The organism is Desulfobacula toluolica Tol2, from assembly GCF_000307105.1.
Taxonomy (GTDB): Bacteria; Desulfobacterota; Desulfobacteria; order Desulfobacterales; family Desulfobacteraceae; genus Desulfobacula; species Desulfobacula toluolica.
Window position 1 is genome coordinate 2,061,548 of sequence record NC_018645.1, and the last position, 21,505, is coordinate 2,083,052.

Consider the following 21,505-nt stretch of genomic DNA (forward strand, 5'->3'; position numbering starts at 1 on the left):
TCAACTCCGTTCCGATTGTTGATATATGATATGGTGCTGTCATAATTTAAATATGCATTCAAATCAATGGGAGAGATTGAATTTGGCTAATATTGATAAAAAGCCCATCATTTTATTGACTGATTTTGGCCGTCAGGATTCATTTTCAGGGGTTTTAAAAGGGGTTATTGCCTCTGTCAGCCCGGAATCAAAAGTAATTGATCTGAGCCATGAGGTAAATCCCCAGGATATCCTGCACGGCTCTTTTTTATTGAGTACATCCTGTTCATATTTTCCCAGGGGAAGTGTGTTCTGTTGTATTGTTGATCCAGGTGTGGGCTCAAGCCGCAAAGGGATCTGTATTCAGACCCAAGATTATTATTTTGTGGGCCCGGATAACGGCTTGCTCTGGAAAGCCGCCAGTGACAATAAAATCAACCGCATTATTCATCTTGCCAACAAAGCTTTTTTTTTAGATTCAGTGTCAAGTACGTTTCACGGCAGGGATATCTTTGCGCCTGTGGCCGCCCATGTTTCAAAGGGGATTGAAGATATTTCAACTTTAGGCAAACCCCTTGAAAAATGTGTTGAATATCATTTTCCAAGAATAGACAAAACTGCCTTTTCAATGGAATTGACCGTTATTCATATTGATTGGTTTGGAAACGTGATCTTGAATCTTAAAGAAACAAAATTCAGACAATTTGTGCAGAACAAGCGGTATTGTCTTAAAATCAATGGTATCAGGATTGAAAAAACAGTGAGCAGTTATTCTTTTGCCCAAGAGGGTGAACTGTTTCTCATCGGATCATCTTCCGCTTATATGGAGATTGCTGTAAAAAATTCCAGTGCAGCACAACGGCTTGCGGTAAAACGTATGGATAAAGCAATGCTGGTTATTGTTGATCCATAATACTCAAATTTTCAGATATGGTTATTCTTATTCCATTCTTGATAAGTTAATCCAATTATGTTAGGCGCTTGTTATAAACAAAAAAGTAAAAGAAAAGATTAAAGTTTAAAACAGAAAGTTAAATTTGATAGGAGAAATAAATGTTTAAAATCGGCATTATCGGTGGATCAGGGCTTGATGATCCTGATATTTTAAAAGACCCGGAAAAACTTGATATCTCCACGGAATATGGAGTCCCTTCTTCCTTTTTGTTGTCCGGGAAGATAAATGATGTCGAGACTGTTATTCTCAGCCGCCATGGCCGGAATCACCAGTTCAGCCCCACCCAGGTAAACAACCGGGCCAATATCAAAGCGCTTCAGCAGGCAGGGGTTACCCATATTATTGCCACCACGGCCTGCGGCAGTTTGCGTGAACAAATAGACCGGGGGCACCTGGTTGTTTTGGATCAGTTTATTGATTTTACACGATTCAGGAAGAACACCTTTGCAGACTCATTTGAGAATGGTGCCGTTCATACCGCCATGGCTCATCCTTTTGATGAAGGATTGCGCAAAAAACTTTATGAAACCGCAAAAAAACTGGATTTAGAGGTTCATGACAAAGGATGCGTTGTTACCATCGAAGGGCCTAGGTTTTCTACGGTTGCGGAATCAAAGATGTTCAGAATCTGGGGAGCGGATGTGATCAATATGTCAACAGCCCCAGAAGCCATGCTGGCAAATGAAGCCGGTATCCCTTATGCTGCCGTTGCCATGTCAACGGATTATGACTGCTGGAAAGAGGATGAAGCGCCTGTTACCTGGGATGAGATCCTGGCCGTATTCAATCATAATGCCAATAATGTAAAAAAACTGCTTGTAACGGTTGTACAGGGATTAAAATAAGCAATAGTGAACATAATAATAGTGAAAAACATAATATTATAGTAAAGGAAAAAATAAATGGATGTTAAAACGACAATAAGAAGCATACCTGGATGGCCAATTGAAGGCGTTGTGTTCAGAGATCTGACTACATTGATGCAAAATCCTCAGGCCTATGGTCAATCGTGTGATATCTTGTATGAAAGGTACAAGGACCAGGATGTTGGAAAAATAGTCGGGATTGATGCCAGGGGGTTTGTCTTTGGTGCGGTTTTGGCCTATAAACTGGGGATCGGGTTTGTTCCGGTCAGAAAAAAAGGCAAGCTGCCCTGGAACACTATTGAGGAAACCTATACCCTGGAATACGGAGAAGATACTCTTGAAATTCATGAAGATGCTGTTGAAAAAGGAGAGAAAGTCGTCATTGTTGATGATTTGATTGCCACCGGCGGAACGATCGGAGCAACAGTTAAGCTGGTAAAAAAACTGGGCGCAGATATTGTTGAATGCGCCTTTGTTGTTGAACTGCCGGAGTTGAAAGGCAGAGAACAGATTCAAGGTTGCAATGTATTTGCCATCACGGAATTTGACGGCGAATAATGATAAGTTTCCGGGCAGGATAAATTTTTTTTCTGCCCGGTTGTTTTTTAAAACATGAGGCCGGGAAGAAACAAGGCAATTTGTGGAAAGGCGATCAACAGAGCCAGTATAAAAATATCGCAAAAAATAAAAGGGGCAATACCCTTGAAAACATCCGTTAAAGACACCTGGCCTTCTGCTGCGCTGGCCGCAACATAAACATTCATCCCTACGGGGGGTGTAACCAGTCCTATTTCCGTAACCTTTATCACGATAATAGCGAACCAGATCGGGTTGAAGCCAAGGTGGACAATTACGGGAAAGACAACCGGAAGTGTTATGCAAAGAATTGCAACGGCGTCAAGAAACATACCCAGAACAAAGTACATGATCAGAAAACCCAGCAAAATCATCGGCATGGGAATTGTAAGCTCACTCAGGTATGTGGCAAGGTTTACCGGTATTTGAGTGACACTGAGAAATCGTCCGAACACAATGGCCCCGATGATCACCAGAAAAATCATGCCATTGGTTCTCATGCAATCCATAAGCGCCCCCAACAGGTTGGCACCACGAAAGCCTTTGTAAATGAACACAATGATAAGAGCGCCGAAAGCGCCAATACCACCGGCCTCAGTGGCTGTGAACCACCCTGCAAAGATGCCGCCCAATACCAGGCCTACAAGAAAAAAGATAGGCCAGGTCTGTGCCAGAGATATCAGTTTTGTCCGCCTGTCAAAGCGTTCTGTTGTTATTGGTGCCAGATCTGGATTTCTTCGAACCCTGAAATAAATTAAGACGGCATAGGAAACAGCAGTAATAATCCCCGGGATAATGCCTGCCATAAAAAGTTGACCAATGGATTCTTCCGTGAAAATAGCATATATGATCAAAAGGCCGCTAGGGGGCATCATGGTGGAGAAAGTCCCTGCCGCAGCAATGCTACCGATGGCAAGTTCCTTATTGTAATTGCGTTTCAGCATTTCCGGAAGCGCTACTTTTGTGAAGACACCTGTCGCAGCAAGAGATGAGCCGCATGCAAGTCCGAAAAAGGCTGAGCCGAAAGTGCTTGCAATGGCAAGCCCTCCTCTTACCGTGCCGATCCATTTTACCATGGCATCGTAGGCGATAGCACCAAGTCCTCCATTGGCAGCCAATGCTCCCATAAGCAAGAACAGAGGCAAGGGGGTAAGATCATATGCAGATGCCACGGCAAACGGAGTTGTGCCCAGGATATTCAGTCCTCCCTGAATCCCTAAAAGCACGACACTGCCCAGTCCGCCGACCAAAATCAGGACTAATCCTACATGGAGACCGCTCAATATAAAAATGAGTAAAACAACAATTCCCAGGACACCGGTAAGAGTCGGATCCATACCTATAACTCCTTAGTAATCAATTTTAGTTGCATAGTGATCTGTCATGGCCGTTAGTTAAGAAAAAAGCTTCATTATAAATTTCTTTTTTTCGACGGTCTCATGGTTTGGCTCTCCGACCGCCTTTGAGTCCTTATGATACTCGCCAGGCTTACCATCAACTGAATAAAAAAGGCAAAATATCCTATGAAAGCAGCCGCCTTTGCGGGGTATACAGGCACTTGCACTTTTGCTCCGGGCAAAGTCTCTCGTATGCTCCAGGAACTTATCATGTCAAGGCCTACCTGCCATGTGATGACGGCAACCACACCTACGGCGGTTATATAAACGATGATATCCAGGAAGGTTTTAAATTTTTTGGGCAAACGGGCAGCTACAAGTTCAACCCTGACGTGTTTTTTTTCTTCCTCACATGGGGAAAATCCCAGGAAAATTGCCAGTGCCAGGAATATACCCTCAATCTCTATTGCGCCTTCAATTGAACTTCCCCAAAAAAGGCGGTTAGAGACTTCGGCAACAACCAGTAACATCATGGCACCGATAAGTATTCCTCCCGCTGATCCAAACATTTTATTCACTATTTTCATGGCTTGAGGAACCTCCTGTACCATATAAACCTTTTTGTATTTTAAATTTGTGACAGGCAGCTATTCCGTATACTTTCTGATGAGATTCTCCGTTCGTTCAAGCAGTTGTTCAGCACCTGAAACACCCTGTTCCCTGGCAGAGGTTATCCATTTTATTTTGCTTGGTCCTTGTGTGACTTCTGCCCAGTTCTTGATTTCTTCTTTGGATACTTGGAAAATATTACACCCGTTAGTCTTCATATTCTCGATGTATTCCTTTTCCAATTCCCGGATTTTTTCATCCTGAATCCGGCTATATTCTCTGCCGACCTCGGAAATGATTTTTTTTAAATCAGCCGACAGATTGTTCCAGGTATCTAAATTGATTGTTACCAGCCCTATTGAACCGACAAACTGTGGGATTAGCAACAAATGAGGATTTTTTCCGATTTCATATAACCGGTATTTGTAATAAGACGTCAGGGGCGTATAATTGGCATCCACAGCACCTTTTTGCATGGCTGAATATACTTCGGAACCTTTGAGAAAAACAATTTTGGCACCAAAATCACCCATATGCAAAGCATCATATCCTCCTGCACACCGAACCCGCTGGTTTTTGAGGTCTATCAGGGATTTGATGGGTTTTGATCCGCCCACGCTGTGCATGCCAAATACCCTAATTGCCACAACTTTCTGGTTCCATTGTTTCAGTTGCTTTTCCATCTCAGGAGAGTTGTCGTAAAGCTCCCAGAAAAAACTTCCCCGCCTGGCAGGGGATACCGGACCCTGAACAAAGGGTTCTGCCACTGTCCAGGTTTGTAATTCTTTTGGAAAGTAGGGAACAAAAAGATAACCCATATCAGCAGTGCCTCTCTGGATTCCTCTGAGAGTTTCTCTTGCTTTGATAAGCGTCCCGCCAAAGTACTGCTGAAAATTTACATCTTCTTTTGATCTTTTTGTAATCTCGTCCATCATCCAAATAGCGGTCTGCGCTCCCATTCCCCTTGGAGGATTGTAGCTTGCATAGCGAAGAGTTATCTTCTTTGCCATGGCAGAAGGGGCAAAAAATAAAATTAATGTTCCGATTATCAATGCTATGGCCATATTTCTATGGACATTGAAATGACTTTTTCCCCAGTTCATGTCTTTCTCCTTTTTCGGTTTTTCTTCTTTTAAGCATATGATTATTATTTTGAATAACCTGAAGGAAAATCAATAGCTTTATTTTAGTAATTGTGCTGATTCATTTGAATGTTTTATTTGTATTTAGTAATCAACCGACTGAAAAGCACTCTAATTAAAACATTTTTTGAGCGACATTCAAACACATGGGAATTTGGCTGTCAAGCAATAGCTGTTCTGGGAATACCTTCAAAAACACTCATTTCCCCGAATATTTCACCTGGATTAGCAAAAGTAGCAATGGGAGTACCATTTTGTACGGCATCAAAAACACCTTTACCAAATTTGCATTCAAGTTTTTTGCCATAAAAAATTCCTAAAGCCTTATTACATAGATTTGAAAGGTATTATATACGTCTTTTTTGTCTGATGTAAACACGACCTTGTCAAAAAGATGTAATTTGTTTTCAAATACAAGGTGTGTCCGTGTCCGTGTTCAGGTTGAATGATTTAAAAATATTCTTTAGTTTTGTTTTTTTGAGGCCTTTGAAGTGTTTTTATGTCTAAATTTTATTCCTATGGTTTTATTTTATTTTATTTGCAATACAAAATATTGTAGGTTCCATTTTTTTGAAATAGCCTGAAATGTTAAACGCATTAAGGTCTATTTCAGTTTTGGACCTTATACATGATCTTATAGAAGTGGAGTTGGCAGATAAATTTTTATACCTGATATCCGTTAACCGTCGTTGATAGTAATTTTGAGATGTGGTATCGTGAATAAAAATAATTTTTCAGGGAGATGCTATGAAAATAAGTGTTACTTTTAATAAGATTGATTCCTCAGATTCCTTAAAATCTTACGTTCAAAAAAAAATGGATAGATTTGATAAAATGCTTGATCATCCGGCAGAAGCTCATATTGTTCTATCCGTTGAAAAAATAAGACATATAGCTGAAATAAACCTCAATTGTGATAAATTAAGGATTCATGCAAAAGAAGAATCTGAAAGTATGTATTCATCCATTGATGCAATGGCAGACAAAATAAAACTACAGATCACAAAGCATAAAGAAAAAATAAGGCAGCATCTGTCTGGAAATAAACAGAGCATTAAAGATGATTCAACAGAATTTAATTCGCCGTCAAGTTCTTCTGATAGCGAGATGACTGACCAAATAAGCGAATAGACGCAATTATTGTTCAGGGAATTGTCAGACCTTTGCGGCAATTCCCTGAATAATACTGCAGGTTAACTATTGTCAGTTCAATAATATGTCTTTTTTGAATTGAAAATTTTAAATCATATCCTTAGAGGTCAGACGTCTAATCCCGCCTTATAACCTTGATGAACAGCATCAAATGCCAATGCGATCTGTCTGGCATCCCCGACAACTTTATAGTCCTTATTCAAGCATTTTAGTATTGATTCAAGAGGATTGTTCGGTGCAGAACCGGCAGCTACGACAACAGTATCAGCATCTATTTCATGCCTGTTGCCTGCTTTTTCAATTTTCAGACCTCTGGGTGTAATCTCTATAACTTTGCTGTCAGTCATGGTCTTTACATGATGTCTTTCAAGATCCTGCATCATAACCCACTTTGTTGATTTTCCTATATTTTTGCCCACCTTGTCCAACATTTCGATTAGAGTGATTTGTTTGGTGCCACAGGTTGCCATTTCAAATAGAGTCTCGGGGTCTTCAGCCCTGTTTACAAGAAGAAATTTTACTATTTCAGCCGATAAAGTCCCTTTTTCTGCAAGGAAAAGGGCGGTTTCAACCCCAACGGCACCGCCTCCTATAATGGCAATTTTTCTGCCGGTACAGACATTGTCCTGCAGAACATCCCATGACTTCACAACATGGGGAAGATTTATTCCTGGGATGGATGGAACAACAGGTTTGGCACCGGTTGCAAGAATGACGGTGTCTGGATTTTGTTTTTTGATCAGTTGTTCATCCACTTTTGTTTTTAAGGCAACAGGTATGTTTTTTACGGAAATCTGGGTTTCAAGATCTTTTGCAAGTTGTGCAAATTCTTCTCTTCCCGGAGGGGCGGCTGCCAGGTAAAGTTGTCCTCCAAGCCTGGTGCCGCTTTCATAAATGACAACATCATGGCCTCTTGAGTGTGCCGCAAGGGCGGCTGTCATTCCGGCAACACCGCCTCCTGCCACAAGAACCTTTTTGGGATAACTTATTTTTTTAACAGGTGTTGCCCCTTCATGGCCTGCTAATGGATTACACAGACATTCCACATGTTTTAGCTTAAAAAGATTGTCAAAACATCCTTGGGCGCAAGCAATGCAATGGATGATTTCATTTTCCCTGCCGTGTCTTGTTTTTTCAGGAAGCATTGGATCTGCAATAAGGCTGCGGCCCATGGCCACCATATCACAGAGACCGTCATCAAGCATCTGTCTTGCAGTTTTAGGGTCATTAATTCTGTGGCTGGCAATGACAGGTATGGTTACGTCTTGTTTGATTCCTCTTGCAAGATATGCAAACGCGCCCCTTGGAACAGATGCCACTATCTGGGGGACTCTTGCTTCGTGCCATCCCACATTGATGCAAAGAGCATCAGCAAGACCAAAGGAAAGAGCTTTTGCATATTCCATGATTTCATGCCTGGAATTTCCGCCTGGCATGAAATCATTGCCGTTCATCCTGACAATCAAGGGGAAGTCTTTCCCCACCGAATCCCTTACAGCTTGAACAACTTCAATTCCAAATCTCATCCTGTTTTTAAAACTGCCGCCATACCGGTCGGTCCGGTGATTGGTTAAAGGAGAAAGAAATTCACTGATTAAATATCCGGTTCCGCTTAATACTTCAACCGCATCAAAGCCTGCTGTTTTGACCCGTGATGCAGACTTGGCAAATGCTTTAACCGTTTTTTTTATCTCATTAACCGTCATTTCTTTTGGAATTTCTTTGGTCAGTCTTGAGGCAATGGGAGAAGGCGCTACCGGTTGTTTGCCTTTAAGAAAAGAGGAAAAGTTATATCTTCCTGCATGATTTATCTGGATTGCAGCAAGCGATCCGTTCTCTTTGATCGCTTTTGAAAGTCGTTTAAGACCTGGAATGAATTTATCGTTATGTGCGCCTATCGTTTGTGTATTGCCGGAAAGTTCATCAACTGTTGCATAACCCGTACAAATCATGCCGGCACCGCCTTTGGCCCTCAGGGCATAAAAATCAATAATCTGATCTGTAATTTTAAAATCTTGAGCCATTCCAAGGTGCATTGCAGGCAGATAGATCCTGTTTTTAATGTTGAGAGTATTGATTGTGATAGGTTCAAAGATGGGGTCTCTCATCGTACCTCCTATACCTGATGTTATTTTGTTTAACAGTTGTTTAACTATTTGAACGTCATAAATTTTTTTGTGTTTTAGTGTGTTTTTCAGTATCCAAATTTATTATGCATGATTCAGAGTCTAAAAGAAATGAAGTAATATAATGAATCAGGAAACAAAAAGGTGCAAAATTGCGATCCTTTTTTTATTTCGCTTTTATGGAAGTAAGATTTTTTTCTTATAAGTCGTTAAAATTTAAGTTGATTATTATCTTTTTTCGATTTGTTGCTTCGTGGCACACGGATTGCAAATATAATTGAAAATTTGGCTGTAATTTAGCAGAACGATTATAATATAAGATGATGATAAAAATATTTTCAAGGAGGTCACCATGCGTGTGAATGAGTTATATAAAAACAAACAACCGGTAATTTCAATGGAATTTTTTCCACCCAGAAATCAGGCAGCATCTGAGAAATTCGGCGGATTGATTGATACCCTGGCCGCGTACAATCCAGACTATATGTCCATTACCTTCGGGGCCGGAGGGTCTACACGGGATGGTTCGTATCAAACAGTTAAGGAATTGATTGTTGATAAAAAAATGCCCACGGTCGCGTATATTGCCGGGTATGGGCTTGGCCCGGATGACATCAGGGAGGTTCTGGATAGCTACAGGGAGTTGGGTGTTGAAACCATTTTTGTTATCAGGGGCGATCAACCAAAGACAGATGATGCAGCCCTTCACCCGGACAGCTTTTTGTATGCATCGGACCTTATCTCATTTATCAAGTCAAATTATGATTTTACACTTGGGTGTGCAGGATATCCGGAAGGTCATATTGAGGCAAAAAATTTGGATCAGGATATTCAATACCTGAAACAGAAAGTCGATAATGGTGCTGAGTATGTCGTGGCACAGTATTTTTATGATAATGATTATTTTTTCAATTATGTGGATAAATGTAAAGATCAAGGAATCAACGTTCCCATTATTCCCGGTATAATGCCGGTATATACGGTTAAAATGACACGGATGCTGTCAAAAATCTGTGGATCAGCCATTACAGACGAATTGGATCAAAAATTAAATTCTCTTGATTCTGAAGACAAGGAAGGAGCTGTTAAGCTGGGGATAGACTTTGCCGCGGAACAGTGCAGGGGACTTTTAAAACAAGGCGTTCCCGGACTTCATTTTTATACCATGGATCGAAGTAAATCCACAGGTGAGATTATTGCTCAATTAAAACAGGAAAATCTTTTATAAACTGCTGCGGCAGATCTGATATTTATATTGCCCGTATGGAATTGACCGGTTCAAAAGTGTTTTGACAAAATGGAAAATTCAAAGATTATTGATAAAAGGGAACAATTGAAAAAAGGGCAGCATATAGCCCTGTTATCAACGCTGCTCATACTCGCGTTAGCTTTGCTGAAAGCATTTGTCGGCTATCGGTTTAACTCTCCTCTTTTAGTTGCAGATGCATGGCACAGCGGTGCGGATATTTTGATCAACCTTTCATCTCTTTTCGGTCTTATCTTTGCGTCAAAGAAAAAATCCAGTAAATTTCCATACGGGCTTTACAGGGCGGAAACCCTTGCCTGTCTTTTGATAGGGATATTGATTGCCTTCATAGGTATTGATTTGTTTAAGGAAGGGTGGCACAAGCTTTTTATGATCAATTCCCGGAATGGTTTCCCCGTTTTTCCCATTGGGGCATCAATTGTCTCTTGTGTCGTTGCATCTGTTTTAGCCGTTAAGCAGCGGGCCATTGGAAAAGCCATTGGATCACAGGCCCTTTTGGCCACATCACAGGAAGCTTTTTTTGATATTTTTACATCCTTGTTTGTTCTTGTGGGAATTTTGTGTGTTTATGCACAGATTGCCTATGTGGAAGGTGCAGTTATTGTTTTGATAGCAGTATTGATCATGAAACTTGGTATAGAAACCGCATGGAAATCCATCATGGTTTTGATGGATGCCAACATGGATACGGATTTGAAGATGGAAATTGAGGAAAAATTGAACCAAATTCAGGGGGTTCAGGGGGTTTGCGACGTCAAAATACGGCAGTCCGGCCCTTTTAAAATCGTCAATTGCATCATTAAAACAACACCGTCCCTGGTATTGTATAAATCTCATGAACTGGCGGATATTGCAGAAAATATGCTGTTGACGAAATATGATAATATTGCATCTGTTTTTGTTCATGTTGAACCGGAAAAAGAGACAATTGAAACTGCGGTGATACCCGTTCAGGATAAAAACGGTCTTGATTCCATACTTCATAAGCATTTTGGACGGGCGCCTTATTTTATTATTTTAAATATTGGTCATGGTTTAATGGAGATTGAGTCCTATCTGGCTAATGATTTTCTTGATAAAAAAGGGCATGTCGGCGTTAATGTCGTAAAAGCAATTATTGATTACAAGATTAACCTTTTGTTTGTTTCAAGTATTGGTGAAATTTCATTTCATATGTTAAAAAATTCGTATGTTGATATCATTAAAATTGATAGAGAAATGAGCGTAAAAGAAATTATCAGCCTGTATAAGGAAAATAAACTTGATCCCATTACCCGACCTGATAAAGCCAAAATAAATTTTTAAAATATAAATTAAACGCAAAGATATCACAAAAATTCTTGATCCCTTTTGCGGTTTATGAAAAACTAATACCAATCTAAAACGGGTTCTCCGGTAACTTTTTATGGTGCAATGCCAATGAGGGGGAAATAATAATATTGGATACATTTACCCGGAACACGACAGAAACAATTCTTGAAAGCATATCTGACGGTGTTTTTACGGTTGACCATGAGTGGAAAATCATGTCCTTTAACCATGGGGCTGAAAAAATTACCGGCATATCACGAAAAGAAGCCATTGGTAAGCATTGCTGGAATGTGTTTCGATCAAACATGTGCCAGAACGAATGTGCACTAAAAAAAACCATGCAGGAAGGCCGATCATTTTTCAGCAGTTTTACATATATCATTAATTGTAAAAAAAAACGGATTCCCACAACGGTTTTTACCTCTTTGTTAAAAGATGAAAACGGGAATATTATCGGTGGCGTTGAGACTTTCAGGGACCACAGCCTTGTGGAGGAACTGCGAAAAAAATTGAATGGCAGCTTTCAAATGGGAGATATGATCAGTCAGGCCCAGTCAATGAGAAGCATATTTAAAATTTTACCGCAAATTTCTCAAAGTGACAGTACCGTGTTGATCATGGGAGAAACAGGTACGGGTAAAGAATTGATGGCAAAGGCGATTCACGATCTGAGTCCGAGAAAAGACGCTCCTTTTGTTGCGATTAATTGCAGCGCACTGCCGGATACTCTTCTGGAATCAGAATTGTTCGGTTATAAAGCCGGTGCGTTTACCCATGCAACAAAGGACAAACCAGGACAATTATCCATGGCAAATGAAGGGACGGTCTTGCTGGATGAAATTGGGGATACGAGTCCTTCGTTCCAGGTAAAGCTTCTTCGGGTTTTGGAGGAACAGGCGGTTTTACCTCTTGGGGCGGTTAAAAAAGAACAAATAAACATAAGGATCATTGCAGCCACAAATAAAAATCTGTCTCAAATGGTGGATGCAAATATTTTCAGGCAGGATCTGTTTTACCGCATCAATGTGGTGCAATTAAAACTGCCGCTGCTCAAGCAAAGAATGGAGGATATTCCTCTTCTTGTAGATCATTTTATTGCGGCCTTAAATAAAATCCAGGGAAAATTTGTCAGAGGGTTAAGTAAAACAGCTCTTGAAATTCTTATGGCCCATGATTATCCGGGCAATATACGGGAGCTGGAAAATATTATTGAGCATGCCTTTGTGCTGTGTTCCAAAGGGGAGATCACCCCGGATCATCTTCCGTCTTCGCTTACCCGGCAAGTCATGATGGAAATAGAAGACAGCACGTCACGGTTTCCCTTGAAAGCAGCAGAAATAAAAGTGATAAGAGCCTACTTGAGCAAAAATAATTATGACAGAAATGCCACGGCCAGGGATTTGGGGATACACAAAAGTACCCTGTTCAGGAAAATTGATAGGCTCGGGATCAAGCTGCCGAAAATTGATGGGCGATCCAAAAAAAAATAATTTCCCGGCATTCTGCACTGTTCAGTCTCTATACTGTTGCATTTTTGCATTTTGTTATCATCTGAAAAAATTCAATCCATAATATAGTTTTTGTAATTATCTGTGATTATAAGTATTTTTTTTATTTGGAAATATAATAACCTCTGGCATGTTCTTTGCGATAACTAAATTTGTAAGTTAGGTATAACTTAAATAATTAATTAAATAAAAAAGAAGGGTATGTCTCAATAACAGCCATGGCAGATCACTCTGCTACAAAGGATAATGAAAGATCTTTAATTTCAGTATGTTAAAGATTGTTTTGTGTAAGGAATATTAATAATGGAGAATGGTATGAAAATAGGTATCAGTTCAACAGGAAAAGATATGAATTCCCAGATCGATCCGAGATTTGGCAGATGTGCGTATTTTATGATTATCCGGATGGATGATATGAATATTGAAGTGTTTGAAAATGAGTATAAATCCCTTGGTGGGGGCGCTGGTATTCAGTCAGCGGGTTTCATGAACTCAAAGGGCGTGGAGGTTGTTTTGACCGGTAATTGCGGCCCTAACGCCATGGGTGTTTTTTCCGAAAGCCAAATAAAGGTTGTTACCGGGCAGGCGGGCTTAATCAAGGATGTTGTAGAAAAATTTAAAAATGGAGAATTGACCCCTTCGGTTAATCCAACGGTTGACGAAAAGGCCGGTGTGAAGGATATGGCAGGTCAGGGTAATGCGATGCCGCAAGGCCAGGGAAGAGGCATGGGTGGCGGAAGAGGAATCGGCTGTGGACGCGGTGGTGGCGGTCGAGGCATGGGCGGTGGAGGTGGACAAGGAATGGGCGGTGGTCGCGGAATGGGCGGTGGACGCGGTATGGGCGGCGGCAATCGTTAAAATTTATGGTAGAGTCTTAAAATTGCATTGTTACACAATTTTACTTTTTTGCAGAGGTTGAGTTTTTTTTAAGGACATGGATTAAATTTTATATAACTGATTATAATTAAATGAAAAATTTATTTTTAACCGTTTGGGGCATAGGTGGCATGCTCTTTGCGATACATCTTAATTTATATGAAAGTCTTGAAAAATCCAAACAGCGACTTTCAATCTTTGTTGTGGGCAAACCAAGGTGAAAGACCAAGTCTGCCGAGGCAGTTATTCAAGAAAGGAAAATTTAGGATGAAAGTTGCAATTACGGTTTGGGATGAGAAAATTTCCCCTGTTTTTGATTCTGCTCACAAGCTTTTAATTGCGGACATCAAAAATGAAAAAATAAAAAAAATGTCCTATCAATCATTTAACCCTCAATTTGAGGCTCGCCTTACAGAGGATTTAAGTCATTTTGGTATTGAAGTCCTGATCTGTGGGGCAATTTCAGAAATTCATTCTACATTGATTGAGGCTTGCGCCATTAAGCTGATCCCCTTTATCGGCGGCAATGTTAACCAGGTGCTTGAAGCTTATGCCAAAGGCAATCCTCTTGGTCCGTCTTTTTTAATGCCTGGATGCAGAGAGGACGATTCTATGGTATGAAAGGAGGATTCTTGCAAAATTCTGGTGCTGTCTCAATTGGTCAGGTTTTATCGGGTCAAGTTTTATCGGAGCAAATCCTATCGAATCAGGCTCTATTGGATAATGCTGTTAAGCTGCTATACTTGGTAACGTGGGTGCAAAGTGATCCGACCTATCAGTGCAATATTGCATCATTATAGGATTGCAATATTGCACTGATAGGCTTTGCTGGTAATTTTTCATGAGATGGTATGATTTTTTAACTCCTTAATAATTAAAGGAATCAATTGTGAAATTATAGTTCTATTTTTTTTGGCATGCTGTTTGCTCTCTTTAAAGATTACAAACAACAGGAGGTCCAATGAACCTGCCCGTAAACTGGAAGATACTTCTGATAGATGATGACGAAGATATCCGGGATGTTATGGAAATCATCCTGAAAGATGCCGGATATTCAGTTATTTGTGCTCCTGACGGGTATACGGGTCTCATGCTCACCACAAGAGAAGAACCCCAGATCGTTATCACGGACATTAAAATGCCCGGCTTGAACGGCCTTGAAGTCCTTGAAAAAATCAAAAAACTGAAACCGGAAACAGAAGTCATTATTACCACAGGGTTTGGCGATATTGAAAAAGCCGTCAAAGCTCTGCAATATGATGCGTCTGATTTTATTTCAAAGCCCATTGATGATGACGCTTTGCACAAGGCATTGAAGCGGGCCATGAAACGGTATGTTGATAAAAAACAATTGTCTGATTACACTACCCTGCTTGAAAATGAAAATTTAAAAACCAGCTCTGAGCTGGTAAAGAGTGTAAATTTTCAGAGCAGTCTCATTGAAAATTCAATGGACGGAATCCTTGGATGTAATGAAAACGATATCATTGTAACCTATAACCGGAGTATGGAAAAACTGCTGGGGTATCCCAAAGCCCTGGTATTAAACAAAATGAAAGTGATGTCGTTTTTCAAACCCCACCGGTTTTTAAAACTGAAACAAGATTTGTCCGGCAGTGATTTTGGTGGTAAGAACAGGTTGTTTGTCTATGAAACCTCCATGCTTTCAGTGGAACAAAAAGATATCCCTGTCCAGGTTTCAGGGTTTATTCTATCCCAGGAAACGGTCCCAAACAGCATGGTGCTTTTCATTAGTGATTTAAGGGATCTTAGAACCCTGGAGCAGGAAGTAACGGATCAGGCAAAACTGCTTCACCGGGAAAAAATGGTCTCTTTGGGACGGCTTGCTTCAAGCATGGTTCATGAAATCAACAATCCCTTGTCAGGAATCTTGAACTATATAAGGCTCATGATCCGTATCAGTAAAAAAGATTCTGACATAGGATCAGAGAGAGGCTTGAGCATGAAGTCTGGCCTTAAATCTGGCATGGAACCGGATCTGACACAAACCCGGTTGCAGGACAGGTTGCAGGAGCGGTTCAACAAGTTCAACTCCTATCTTGAAATCATAGAAGCCGAGACCCAGAGATGCTCGGATCTTGTGTCCGGCCTGTTGAAATTTTCAAGAAAAACAAAGCTGGAACAAACAAGTATTGATGTGGCTGAATTAATTCAACACAGTCTTTTATTGTGCAGACATAAGCTTGAGTTGAGCAATATCATTATACAAGAGAAATACGATACCGATGTCCCCCATATTTGCGGCGATTTTAATCAGCTTGAACAATGCATGATTAACCTGATCTTCAATGCCATTGACGCTATGGCAAATGGCGGGCGTCTGGAGATTAAAACAGGCTTTGATTCAAAAGAAAACCTTGTTTTTATTGCCATAAAAGACAATGGAAAGGGGATCTCAAAAGATGATATAAATTTTATTTTTGAACCTTTTTTTACCACAAAAAATGAAGGCTACGGGGTTGGCTTGGGGCTGTCTTTAACTTATGGAATTATTGAAAAACACAAAGGCACAATCGTTGTGGAAAGCACTCTGGAAAAAGGCTCTGAATTTGTAATTAAACTTCCCCCAAAGCAATCGGGTGTTTAAAGAACCGTAAAAAAATATCAACCATACTGGAGGTGTCCATGTTCAAGAAGCTTGCGCCCGGCTCCAACAAATTTGCATCTGAAAAACCGGAATTCGGCAAGACAGCTTTGTTGAGATTTCAACCCTGCAGGATAGGGTTTTACATTTGCCATTGCGGGTTGAACATTGCAAGCAAAGTGAATGTTGAAGCTGTCAGGGAATATGTCGAGACCCTTGAGGGAATAATTGTGTCCAGGGATTATAAATTCATGTGTTCGGAACCTGGTCAGGCCATGATTGAAAAGGACATCCGGGAACTGGGTCTGAACCGGGTGGTGGTGGCATCTTGCTCTCCGAGACTTCATGGAAAAACATTCATGGAAGCCTGCAGGCGGGCAGGGCTTAATCCATACTATTTTCAAATGTCTTCGGTAAGAGAACAGGTCTCCTGGGTGACCGAGGATGAATTGCTTGCCACCCAAAAAGCCATGCACCTGGTAACGGCTGCCATTCAACGGGTGAAATTTCATGATCATCTTGAAACAAAAACATCGGGCGTTAATCCAAATGTTGTAATCGTCGGTGGCGGCATTGCAGGTATGCAGGCGGCCATTGATGTCGGAAATTCAGGTCACAAGGCATATTTGATTGAAAAAGATACAACTATTGGCGGCCATATGCTTCAATTTGACAAAACCTTTCCAACTCTTGACTGTGCCGCCTGTATTGGGACTCCAAAAATGGTGGAAGTGGGGCAGAACCCGAATATTGAGCTGCTCAGTTTCAGTGAGGTCACCAACGTGTCTGGGTTTATCGGTAATTTTACAGTGGATGTCAGGCAAAAATCACGGTATATCAACCAAAATCTTTGTACTGGTTGCGGTGAATGTGCAAAGGTGTGCCCGGTTTTTATTCCCAATCCCTGGGACATGGGCATGGCTCAACGAAAAGCAATCGGCAGGGCCTTTCCCCAGGCCATACCCATCACCTATAATATTGAGAAAAAACAGACAGCCCCCTGCCGGTTAACCTGTCCTGCCGGGATAAATGTGCAGGGATATATTCAACTGGTTAAACAAAAAAAATATGATCAGGCGTTTCGTTTGATTATGGAAAAAGCCCCGTTTCCGGGCGTGCTGGGACGAGTATGCCCACATCCGTGCGAGGCTGAATGCCGGCGAAAATTTGTGGATGCACCCATAGCCATCAAAGAGCTGAAACGATTTGTAGCAGACAGGGCAAGCCTTGAAGATACATACATTCCTGAAATTTTGGACCGGGAAGAAAAAATTGCCGTGATCGGTGCCGGGCCTGCCGGGCTGACAGCTGCTTATTTTCTGCGCCTTAAAGGATACCGGGTAACTGTTTTTGAAAAACTGTCCGTTCCAGGAGGTATGCTCAAAACCGGTATCCCGGACTACAGGTTGCCGTCAGACGTGCTTGACGGAGAAATAAACACCATTCTCGCCCACGGTATCAACCTTGTTACAGATACTGCGTTTGGAAAGGATATTACTTTTGAAAGCCTGGAAAAAGAGGGGTTTGACGCACTGTTTTTAAGTTCAGGTGCCCATGAATCTCTCACACTTGGTCTGGAAGGGGAAGCTTCCGCAAAAGGCGTTATGGATGCCATCAGTTTTCTGCGGGATGTGAACTTGGGATGCAAGACAGACTGCGGCAAAAAAGTGATGATTGTTGGAGGCGGTAACGTGGCCATAGATGCTGCAAGGTGTGCAAAACGAACCGGCAACTGTGAAGTCACCATCATATACCGGCGGACAAGGCAGGAGATGCCGGCCTATGAAGAAGAAATTACAGGAGCTCTTGAGGAGAATATTGAGATTTTAACCCTGACAACACCTGCCAAAATTATAACCAGGGACGGCAGGGTTGCCGGTATTGAGTGCATTAAAAATAAACTGGGTGAAAAAGATGATTCAGGAAGACAAAGACCGGTAAATATCTTGGGGTCTGAATTTGTGATTGACTGCGACACCATCATCCCGGCCATTGGGCAGAAAACAGACCTGTCATGGGCAAACTCAATGCCCGGTCTTGAGATCACTTCCTTCAATCGTATAAAGACCCATCCCGACACTTTGCAGACATCTCTTGAAAATGTGTTTGCAGGTGGGGATATGGTTACGGGTCCTGCCACTGTCATTGAAGCCATTGCCCAGGGACGAAAGGCAGCCACAGGTATTGATAATTATATAAACAAGATTCAAACGCATAAGGATGACAATGATATTTACAATGGCAAAGAGACAGATCATGGTAATGATGCAAATCAAGCCGTGAAACTTGAAAATTATTCTGAAATTCCTTCAAACACAATGGTTGAAGAGAGGGTCTGTGTTCACTCTATTGATCCTGAACAAAGGGTTCTTTCCTATGAGGAAGTTGAGGCCACTTTGACGGAAGAGCAGGCCGTAAAGGAAGCGCAGCGGTGTTTGAACTGTGCCACCTGCTGTGAATGCATGGAATGTATGTCTGTTTGTGAGGCAAAGGCCATAGACCATTTTATGAAGGAAAAGACCGTGCAGTTGCAGGCAGGCAGCATTATTCTTGCCACAGGTTATGATACCCTGGAGCCAACCCCTATGAAACAATTCGGCTATGGCAGGTTTGCCAATGTGTTTTCAGCCCTTGAATTTGAGCGCTTAAGCAATGCCACCGGTCCTACCGGAGGTAAAATTTTGATGCGCGACAAAAACAATGAATTTGTAAAACCGCCTGAAAGCGTGGCAATTGTTCATTGTATAGGCAGCCGGGATGTGAATTTCCACGAATACTGCTCAAGGGTTTGCTGCATGTATGCCTTAAAATATACGCACCTGATCAAGGAAAAAGTAGGTCATGATACAAAGGTCTATGATTTTTATATTGATATGCGCTGTTTTGGTGAGGGATATGAAGAGTTTTACAAGCGGTGCCAGGAAGAGGGAACAATTTTTATCCGGGGCAAAGTGGCACAGATCACGGATAAACCCGACAAGCCGTCTGAACAGGGAAAGCTGATTGCCATTGCGGAAGATACCCTTTTGGGGGAACTTGTCAGAGTGCCCGTGGACATGATCATTCTTTGCACAGCCATCCAGGCAAGGCAAGATGCCGGGGATGTGGGAAGGGTGTTTGGCGTTAACCAGGGGGCGGATGGATTTTTTCTCGAAGAACATCCAAAGCTGGCTCCTTTGAATACGGCAACAGAAGGCGTGTTTCTTTGCGGATGCTGTCAAAAGCCCATGGACATACCCGATACCGTGTCCCAGGCATCGGGCGCTGCGGCAAAAGCATTGTCTCTTGCTGCAAAAGGCCGGGTTGATATTGCTCCTACAATTTCATTTATTGATCCTGATGTTTGTGTAGGGTGTAAAAGCTGTATCAGCCTGTGTCCTTATTCAGCCATTGAATTTGACGACCGAAGATTGGTGTCTGTTGTCAATGAAGCGGTATGTAAAGGATGCGGCAGTTGTTCCGGGGTTTGTCCCAGCGGTGCGGCACAAAGCCGCCATTTTACCAAAAAACAGATTTTCGCGGAAATCAGCGGAATTTTTTAAAGATATCAACCCACTGGCAAAAGGAGAATTAAATGGAAAATTTTCAACCGGTTATCATCGCTTTTGTCTGCAACTGGTGTACCTATACGGCTGCGGATCTTGCAGGGACATCCAGATTGTCCTATCCTGATAATATTCGCCTGATCCGGGTCATGTGTACGGGAATGGTTGATCCCCAATATGTTATCAAGGCTTTTCTTGAAGGAGCTGACGGGGTTTTAATCAGTGGGTGCCATCCGGGCGACTGCCACTATATCAACGGCAATTACAAGGCAAGACGCCGGATCAAGCTGTTGAAAGAAATTCTTGTGCGATTTGGAATTGAAAGGGACCGGCTGAGGCTGACATGGATAGGGGCAAGCGACGGCATTGAATTTTCTCAAGTCATGACGAAGCTCAATGATCAAATAATTGAAATGGGACCTTCTCAGACAAGGTTGAGCAAGGTCATATGATGGAAAGGAAAAAAACTGCCATGATATGCAAAATAGAGCGTGAGGATAACAGCCTGATCAAAGGATTGCAGTTGTTTTTCAAACGGCTTCTGGAAACCAGCAATATTGATGCTCTTTTTCTGCCGGTTCGCTTAGAAGGGTCAAGTTCCATTATGCCGTCTCTTGTGACCAGCCCGGATCAATTGGAGAATGCCATACCTTTAAGCCCTGCTTTTGCGCTTAATTCGGCAAGAATGGTATCTCGTCTTTCCTATAAGGCGTCCGGAAGAAAAACTGCCGTATTGCTACGGCCTTGTGAAATCCGGGCTTTTATTGAACTGGTAAAGCTCAAACAAGGCTCCCGGCAGGAGTTGATTCTTATGGGCATGGATTGCCCCAAAGCATTGACATCGTCTGACTGTGCAGCGTACATGAAAGGATCGCCTTTGACCGATGATGCCTATGTTGAGGCGGTGTTTTCAGGCAACAATGAAACCTCAGACAAAAATGAAACTATAGAAGGTTTTACATTCAGCAGTGCCTGTAACACCTGTGAGAATCCGTTTCCCATCAACAGTGACTTGAATATTCTTCTTCACGGTATTGATCTTTCAACGGGGGTGGTGGTGGAGTCAGACAGTGAAACGGGGCAAAAGATTCTGGAAAGCCTTGAAATGCCGGAGGTTGTACTGCCGGAGAAACGAGATCAGATCATGGCTCAGATAAAACAGGCCCGTTCAACAGCCAATCAGGCAATGATTTGCGACATCACCGATAAGACAGACAGTATCGTAAAACTCAATGCTTTTTTTGACCGGTGCATCAACTGCTATAACTGCCGGAACATGTGCCCGGTCTGCTATTGCAAAGAGTGCGTCTTTAATACGGATGTGTTTTATCATCAGCCGGTTCAATATCACCAGTGGGCTGAAAAAAAGGGGAGTATCAAAATGCCCACGGATACGGTTTTTTATCATCTCACCCGGATGGCCCATATGAGTCATGCCTGTGTGGGATGCGGTCAGTGTTCAAATGCATGCCCCAGCGATATCAATGTTTTTGAGCTGTTCAAGAGCGTGGCTCAACAAACCCAGGCAGCCTTTGAATATTCTCCCGGAACAGACGAAAATCAATTGCCTCCCTTATCGGTTTTTAATGAACAAGAGTTTGAGAGCATAGTTGGTGTGGCAAAAGAATAATCGGATATAATTTATTTTTTG

The 21,505-nt window shown here is 41.8% G+C and carries 17 protein-coding genes; 13 read left to right on the top strand and 4 right to left on the bottom strand.

The window, feature by feature from the left end:
* The first annotated feature begins 82 nt into the window (after positions 1-82).
* From TOL2_RS09490 to TOL2_RS09500, 3 genes are all read left to right on the top strand, one after another.
* Positions 83-892: an SAM hydrolase/SAM-dependent halogenase family protein gene (locus TOL2_RS09490; protein WP_014957274.1), complete on the top strand. Its 810-nt coding sequence runs from the start codon at positions 83-85 to the stop codon at positions 890-892.
* 140 nt (positions 893-1,032) lie between these two features.
* The gene (mtnP, locus tag TOL2_RS09495) at positions 1,033-1,779 is read left to right on the top strand and encodes an S-methyl-5'-thioadenosine phosphorylase (protein ID WP_014957275.1); all 747 of its coding nucleotides are present in this window, start codon (positions 1,033-1,035) and stop codon (positions 1,777-1,779) included.
* A 57-nt stretch (positions 1,780-1,836) separates the two neighbouring features.
* Complete coding sequence (locus TOL2_RS09500; RefSeq protein WP_014957276.1) at positions 1,837-2,358, top strand: adenine phosphoribosyltransferase; 522 nt, start codon at positions 1,837-1,839, stop codon at positions 2,356-2,358.
* Between the two features lie 47 nt (positions 2,359-2,405).
* Here TOL2_RS09500 and TOL2_RS09505 read toward each other — a convergent pair whose 3' ends face one another.
* The 3 genes from TOL2_RS09505 to dctP all read right to left on the bottom strand — a co-directional run bounded on the left by TOL2_RS09505 (position 2,406) and on the right by dctP (position 5,425).
* Complete coding sequence (locus TOL2_RS09505) at positions 2,406-3,713, bottom strand: TRAP transporter large permease (protein ID WP_014957277.1); 1,308 nt, start codon at positions 3,711-3,713, stop codon at positions 2,406-2,408.
* Positions 3,714-3,787: 74 nt separating this feature from the next.
* On the bottom strand, positions 3,788-4,300 hold the full coding sequence (locus tag TOL2_RS09510) for a TRAP transporter small permease subunit (RefSeq protein ID WP_014957278.1): 513 nt from the start codon (positions 4,298-4,300) through the stop codon (positions 3,788-3,790).
* A 60-nt stretch (positions 4,301-4,360) separates the two neighbouring features.
* Entirely contained in the window at positions 4,361-5,425 is a 1,065-nt protein-coding gene (gene dctP, locus TOL2_RS09515; protein ID WP_014957279.1) for a TRAP transporter substrate-binding protein DctP, read from the bottom strand.
* Between the two features lie 786 nt (positions 5,426-6,211).
* Between dctP and hpf the strand changes: the two genes are divergently transcribed.
* On the top strand, positions 6,212-6,595 hold the full coding sequence (hpf, locus tag TOL2_RS09520) for a ribosome hibernation-promoting factor, HPF/YfiA family (protein WP_014957281.1): 384 nt from the start codon (positions 6,212-6,214) through the stop codon (positions 6,593-6,595).
* Between the two features lie 128 nt (positions 6,596-6,723).
* On the opposite strand, the gene TOL2_RS09525 is transcribed toward hpf, so the two are convergent.
* Positions 6,724-8,724, bottom strand: a complete 2,001-nt coding sequence (locus tag TOL2_RS09525) for an oxidoreductase (protein WP_014957282.1) — start codon at positions 8,722-8,724, stop codon at positions 6,724-6,726.
* A 370-nt stretch (positions 8,725-9,094) separates the two neighbouring features.
* Here TOL2_RS09525 and TOL2_RS09530 point away from each other — a divergent pair, with 370 nt between their 5' ends.
* From TOL2_RS09530 to TOL2_RS09580, 9 genes are all read left to right on the top strand, one after another.
* Positions 9,095-9,970, top strand: a complete 876-nt coding sequence (locus TOL2_RS09530) for a methylenetetrahydrofolate reductase (RefSeq protein WP_014957283.1) — start codon at positions 9,095-9,097, stop codon at positions 9,968-9,970.
* Positions 9,971-10,039: 69 nt separating this feature from the next.
* The gene (locus TOL2_RS09535; RefSeq protein ID WP_014957284.1) at positions 10,040-11,314 is read left to right on the top strand and encodes a cation diffusion facilitator family transporter; all 1,275 of its coding nucleotides are present in this window, start codon (positions 10,040-10,042) and stop codon (positions 11,312-11,314) included.
* Positions 11,315-11,448: 134 nt separating this feature from the next.
* Positions 11,449-12,810 carry a sigma-54 interaction domain-containing protein gene (locus TOL2_RS09540; RefSeq protein WP_014957285.1) on the top strand — a complete coding sequence of 454 codons (1,362 nt, stop codon included), beginning with the start codon at positions 11,449-11,451 and terminating at the stop codon, positions 12,808-12,810.
* Between the two features lie 333 nt (positions 12,811-13,143).
* A complete protein-coding gene (locus tag TOL2_RS09545; RefSeq protein WP_014957286.1) occupies positions 13,144-13,686 on the top strand; it encodes a NifB/NifX family molybdenum-iron cluster-binding protein in 543 nt (180 codons plus the stop codon).
* 186 nt (positions 13,687-13,872) lie between these two features.
* Positions 13,873-14,325, top strand: a complete 453-nt coding sequence (locus TOL2_RS09550) for a NifB/NifX family molybdenum-iron cluster-binding protein (RefSeq protein ID WP_158406091.1) — start codon at positions 13,873-13,875, stop codon at positions 14,323-14,325.
* Positions 14,326-14,665: 340 nt separating this feature from the next.
* Complete coding sequence (locus TOL2_RS23590; RefSeq protein ID WP_014957288.1) at positions 14,666-16,312, top strand: hybrid sensor histidine kinase/response regulator; 1,647 nt, start codon at positions 14,666-14,668, stop codon at positions 16,310-16,312.
* Positions 16,313-16,350: 38 nt separating this feature from the next.
* The gene (locus TOL2_RS09570; protein WP_148278089.1) at positions 16,351-19,851 is read left to right on the top strand and encodes an NAD(P)-binding protein; all 3,501 of its coding nucleotides are present in this window, start codon (positions 16,351-16,353) and stop codon (positions 19,849-19,851) included.
* 32 nt (positions 19,852-19,883) lie between these two features.
* Complete coding sequence (locus TOL2_RS09575; RefSeq protein ID WP_014957290.1) at positions 19,884-20,306, top strand: hydrogenase iron-sulfur subunit; 423 nt, start codon at positions 19,884-19,886, stop codon at positions 20,304-20,306.
* A 20-nt stretch (positions 20,307-20,326) separates the two neighbouring features.
* Complete coding sequence (locus TOL2_RS09580; RefSeq protein ID WP_041279924.1) at positions 20,327-21,484, top strand: 4Fe-4S dicluster domain-containing protein; 1,158 nt, start codon at positions 20,327-20,329, stop codon at positions 21,482-21,484.
* Positions 21,485-21,505: the final 21 nt, after the last annotated feature.